Annotated in this window: 3 protein-coding genes; 1 reads left to right on the top strand and 2 read right to left on the bottom strand. The window is 70.4% G+C overall.

Annotation, left to right across the window (positions count from 1 at the left end; genetic code table 11):
* Positions 1-45: 45 nt before the first annotated feature.
* On the bottom strand, positions 46-1,815 hold the full coding sequence (aspS, locus tag ACFWGJ_RS41455; RefSeq protein ID WP_387334131.1) for an aspartate--tRNA ligase: 1,770 nt from the start codon (positions 1,813-1,815) through the stop codon (positions 46-48).
* Between the two features lie 142 nt (positions 1,816-1,957).
* Here aspS and ACFWGJ_RS41450 point away from each other — a divergent pair, with 142 nt between their 5' ends.
* Complete coding sequence (locus ACFWGJ_RS41450; RefSeq protein WP_387334130.1) at positions 1,958-4,117, top strand: SpoIIE family protein phosphatase; 2,160 nt, start codon at positions 1,958-1,960, stop codon at positions 4,115-4,117.
* Between the two features lie 57 nt (positions 4,118-4,174).
* On the opposite strand, the gene ACFWGJ_RS41445 is transcribed toward ACFWGJ_RS41450, so the two are convergent.
* Complete coding sequence (locus tag ACFWGJ_RS41445) at positions 4,175-5,146, bottom strand: pirin family protein (protein ID WP_107017922.1); 972 nt, start codon at positions 5,144-5,146, stop codon at positions 4,175-4,177.
* Between the last annotated feature and the right edge of the window lie 213 nt (positions 5,147-5,359).

The raw sequence follows: 5,359 nt of genomic DNA, 5'->3' as shown, positions 1-5,359 counted from the left end.
CCCCACAGGGACGTGCGGTCGGTCGGCCTGGTCCCAGGGACCGGCCTACTTCGCCGGGTTCACCGGCTTGCGCACCGAGATGTGCAGCTCACGCAGCCGTGTCTCGTCCAGCTCGGTGGGCGCGCCCATCATCAGGTCCTGCGCGTTGCCGTTCAGCGGGAACGCGATGGTCTCCCGGATGTTCGGCTCGTCGGCGAGGAGCATGACGATGCGGTCGACGCCGGGCGCGATGCCGCCGTGCGGCGGGGCGCCGAAGCGGAACGCGCGCAGCATGCCCGCGAACTGCTCCTCGACGGTCTCCCGGTCGTAGCCCGCGATCTCGAAGGCCTTGAGCATGATCTCCGGCTCGTGGTTCCGGATGGCGCCGGAGGACAGCTCGACGCCGTTGCAGACGATGTCGTACTGCCAGCCCAGGATGTCCAGCGGGTCCTGGGTCTCCAGGGCCTCCAGACCGCCCTGCGGCATCGAGAACGGGTTGTGCGAGAAGTCGATCTTCCCGGTCTCCTCGTCCTTCTCGTACATCGGGAAGTCGACGATCCAGCAGAAGCGGAAGACGCCCTCTTCGAAGTGCCCGGCGCGCTTGGCGGTCTCGACGCGTACCGCGCCCATGATCTTGGAGACCTCGTCGAACTCGCCCGCGCCGAAGAACACGGCGTGGCCGGCCGCGAGCGACAGGCGCTTCGTCAGCTCGGCGACGTTCTCCTCGGTCAGGAACTTGGCGATCGGGCCCGTCAGCGAGCCGTCCTCGGCCACCCGCACCCAGGCGAGGCCCTTGGCGCCCTGCGAGACCGCGTAGTCACCGAGCTGGTCGAAGAACTTGCGGGACTGTGCGGCCACGTCCGGCACCGGCAGGGCCCGTACGTGCTTGCCCGCGAAGGCCTTGAACTCCGAGCCCTCGAAGATGTCGGTGATGTCGACGAGCTCCAGCTGGGCCCGCAGGTCCGGCTTGTCGGAGCCGTACTTCAGCATCGACTCGCGGAACGGGATCCGCGGGAAGGGGGAGGTGACGTTGCGGCCGTTGCCGAACTCCTCGAACAGCTCGGTCATGAGCTTCTCGATCGGCTGGAAGACGTCCTCCTGCTCGACGAAGGACATCTCCACGTCGAGCTGGTAGAACTCGCCCGGCGAGCGGTCGGCGCGGGCGTCCTCGTCGCGGAAACAGGGCGCGATCTGGAAGTACCGGTCGAAGCCCGAGATCATCAGCAGCTGCTTGAACTGCTGCGGGGCCTGCGGCAGGGCGTAGAAGCGGCCGGGGTTCAGCCGGGACGGGACCACGAAGTCGCGCGCGCCCTCGGGGGAGGTGGCGCTGAGGATGGGGGTCGCCATCTCGTTGAAGCCGAGCGTCGTCATCTTGTGCCGGATGGCGGAGATGACCGACGTGCGCAGCAGGATGTTGCGGTGCATGCGCTCGCGGCGCAGGTCGAGGAAGCGGTACTCCAGGCGCCGCTCCTCGTTCACCCCGTCCTCGGTGTTGATCGTGAAGGGCAGCGGGGCGGCGGCGCCGAGCAGCTCGACCTCGCTCACCTCGACCTCGATCTCACCGGTCGGCAGCTCCGGGTTCACGTTCTCCGTGCCGCGCGAGACGACCTTGCCGTCGACCCGGACCGTGGACTCCTTGGAGACCTTGTCGAGGGCCTCGTACGCGGGGGTGCCGGGGCGGGCGACGAGCTGCGTGATGCCGTAGTGGTCGCGCAGATCGATGAAGAGGATGCCGCCCAGGTCGCGCCGATTGTGCAGCCAGCCGCTCAGCCGGACGTCGCTGCCGACGTCAGAGGCGCGGAGCTCGCCGCAGGTGTGGGACCTGTACCGATGCATCGTCGTTCATCCAGTCTTCGCGGTCGGGGACATGTTTCACGTGAAACACGTGCAAGCGTACCGGCCGCCCCGTGATCGCTGTCCGCAATAGTTCACAGGGCCGCGGTGGCACCCTTCGTTCACCTGTTCATACAGTGGGTCAATGCGCACAGGTGATCCCCTTCCGTCCGTGGGGGATGTCCTCGTCACCCTGGCCACCGGCCTGTGGAGGTGGGACGACGCCGCCGGGAAGGTGACCCTCGACGCCGAGGCCTCCCGGCTTCTCGGCCTGCTCGCGCAGCCGACCGTGCTGACGGAGGCAGGCGTACGGGCCCGGTTCCACCCCGTCGACTGGAACGAGGTCAACGGCGTCGTCCAGCTCGCCGCCGCCGAGGGGACGCTCGCCGAGCTGCGCCTGCGGGTCATGGACGACCAGGGCCGGGTACTGCGTACCGTACGCAGCCGTTCCAAGCCGTCGATCGACCCGAACACCGGGGCGTACCAGCTGATCGGCACCCTCCAGGAGGTCACCGAGCCGCCGCCGGGCGCCGCGGCGCGCTCGCCCGTGACCGGTGACTGGCGGCGCTCGCGCGAGGCGTTCCTGCTGGACGCGGGGCGTGCGCTGGCCGAGGCCCGGAACACGGAGGAGGTACTGCGGGTCGCGGCCGGTCTGTCGATGCCCGGTTTCTCGCCGGACGGGCTCGCGGTCTTCGGCGCGGAGGCCGACCGGCTCACCGTCATCGGCCACTTCGGGCAGCAGCCGGGCGACGAGGAGCCCTTCTCGCACATGCCGCTGGAGACGGACTATCCGGCCGCGGAGGTCGTCCGTACCGGTCGCGCGGTCTATCTCTCCTCCCCGGACGACTACCGGGGCCGTTATCCGGCCGCCTGGCCGCTCGCCGAGGGCTTCGGCCGGGAGTCCTGGGCGTTTCTGCCGCTCACGGTGGCGGGGCGCACGATGGGCGCGTGGATGGCGGCCTTCACGTATCCGGTCACCTTCACGCCCGACGAGCGGTCCGTGCTGACGACGGTGGCGCGGATGCTGGCACAGGCCCTCTCGCGGGCCGGGGTCGCCGAGTCCGAGCGGGAGCTCACCGACGGCCTCCAGCGCTCGATGCTGCCCACCCTGGGCCCGAAGATCCCCGGCATGAGCGTCGCCGCCCGGTACGTGCCCACGGGCGGCGGGCTCCAGGTGGGCGGCGACTGGTACGACATGATCCCGCTGCCCGGCGGCACCTCGCGGACCAGCCCCGGGGGCGGCCGGTTCGCGCTGGTCATCGGCGACGTCCAGGGCCACGACGTACGCGCGGCGGGACTGATGGGCCAGCTGCGGATCGCGCTGCGGGCGTACGCCTCGGAGGGGCACCGCCCGGACGCGGTCCTCTCCCGCGCCTCACGCTTCCTGTACGGGATCACCTCCGACGACGAGATCGCGGACCTGCGCTTCGCGACCTGCCTGTACGTGGAGGTGGACCCGGAGAGCGGCGTGCTGGAGATAGCCAGGGCCGGGCATCCGGACCCGGCGATACGGATGGCGGACGGGACCGTGCTGACCCGGCCCACCGCGGGCGGGCTGCCGCTGGGCATCGACCCGGACGCCGACTATCCGACGACGCGGCTCGTGCTGGAGCCCGGCGAGACCATGCTGATCTGCACGGACGGGCTGATCGAGACCGGCGGCCATGACCTGGAGACCGGCTGGCTCAGGATCCGCAAGATCCTGGAGAGCCACGACGGTGACATGGAAGCGCTGGCCGACGCGCTGGTCAGGGCCGTGCACGGGCCCTCCTCGCATCACATGACGGGCCCGCTGGCGGACCGCCGCGAGGACGACATCGCGGTGCTGCTGCTGTGCCGGGCGGGGGAGGAGGGCTGCGATCCGGACGCCACGCCGACCGTGCGGACGACCGTACGGCGCACCATGCTGACCATCGCGCAGGCCGAGCCCCAGAAGGTCGCGCTGGCACGGCAGCAGCTGCGGGAGTTCCTGCACGACTGGCCCTCCGTCGACCAGGTCGACTCGGCGGTCCTGCTGGTCTCCGAGATGGTCACGAACGTACTCGTCCACACGGACGCGGACGCGCTGCTCGTCGCCGAGATGACGGGCGCGGCGGGCACCCGCCGGATACGCATCCAGGTGACGGACGGCAGCGACGACCTCCCCCACCGGCGCCACCCGGGCGAACTGGCGTCCTCGGGCCGGGGCCTGGTCCTCACGGAACTGCTCGCCGACGCGTGGGGCGTCGACCCGCGGGGCGAGGGCAAGAGCATCTGGTTCGAGCTGTACGAGGACGGGGGCGGGGCCGGAACCGGGGCCGAATGACGACTGGGGGCCCCCGTCCGTTCGGACGGGGGCCCCACTCGTCGTACTCGGTGAGCCCTAGAGCCCGCCCTCCGACATGCCGTGCACGGCCGGGACCGTGCCCAGGCGGCCCTTCTGGAAGTCCTCGAAGGCCTGCTGGAGCTCGTCACGGGTGTTCATCACGAACGGGCCGTAGTGGGCCATCGGCTCCCGGATCGGCCGGCCGCCCAGGATGACGACCTCCAGGTCCGGAGTGTTTGCGTCCTGCTTCTCGTCCGCGCGGATCGTGAGGGAGGAACCCTCGCCGAAGACGGTCGTCTGGCCGGTGTGCACCGGACGGCGGTCCGCTCCGACACTGCCGCGGCCGGCCATCACGTACGCGAGGGCGTTGAAGTCCTCGCGCCACGGGAGGGTCAGCTCGGCGCCGGGCGCCACGGTCGCGTGGACCATGGTGATCGGCGTGTGCGTGATGCCGGGGCCCTCGTGGCCGTCCAGCTCACCGGCGATGACGCGCAGGAGCGCGCCGCCGTCGGCGGTGCTGAGCAGCTGGACCGAGCCACCGCGGATGTCCTGGTAGCGCGGCGCCATCATCTTGTCCTTGGCCGGCAGGTTCACCCACAGCTGGAGCCCGTGGAAGAGGCCGCCCGACACGACGAGCGACTCCGGCGGCGCCTCGATGTGCAGCAGGCCCGAGCCCGCCGTCATCCACTGGGTGTCGCCGTTGGTGATCGTGCCGCCGCCACCGTTGGAGTCCTGGTGGTCGAAGACGCCGTCGATGATGTAGGTCACGGTCTCGAAGCCGCGGTGGGGGTGCCAGGGGGTGCCCTTCGGCTCTCCCGGCGCGTACTCCACCTCACCCATCTGGTCCATCATGATGAACGGGTCCAGATGGCGGTAGTTGATCCCGGCGAACGCGCGTCGGACCGGGAAGCCCTCACCCTCGAAACCACTCGGTGCGGTGGTCACGGTGAGCACGGGACGGGCGACGGCCTCTGCCGATGCCGCCACACGGGGCAGGGTCAGCGGGTTCTCGACGGTCACTGCAGGCATGTCGGTACCTCCTTGTGCTCGGAGTTTAGTTGAACGTAGAACTTCTTGCCACCCGCAACACGAAGCGCTCGGAGGGAATTCCCTCCGAGCGCCAGGGGGTGGTGCCAGGGGTGGTGCCGGGTGCGTGGTCGACTGCGGGCCGGTGGGGGCCGTTCGCGCAGTTCCCCGCGCCCCCAAAGGCAGAAGCAGGGGCGCAGCCCCGCTTTTGAGGGG

The organism is Streptomyces sp. NPDC060205 (assembly GCF_042728395.1).
Lineage (GTDB): Bacteria > Actinomycetota > Actinomycetes > Streptomycetales > Streptomycetaceae > Streptomyces.
The sequence above is the reverse complement of the archived record's forward strand: the minus strand, read 5'-3'. Positions and strand labels throughout refer to the sequence as shown.

What these genes read in the sequence shown, in the direction of transcription:
- ACFWGJ_RS41445 (WP_107017922.1), bottom strand. Translation starts at nt 5,146, where the DNA reads ATGCCTGCAGTGACCGTCGAGAACCCGCTGACCCTGCCCCGTGTGGCG.
- ACFWGJ_RS41450 (WP_387334130.1), top strand. Translation starts at nt 1,958, where the DNA reads ATGCGCACAGGTGATCCCCTTCCGTCCGTGGGGGATGTCCTCGTCACC.
- aspS (WP_387334131.1), bottom strand. Translation starts at nt 1,815, where the DNA reads ATGCATCGGTACAGGTCCCACACCTGCGGCGAGCTCCGCGCCTCTGAC.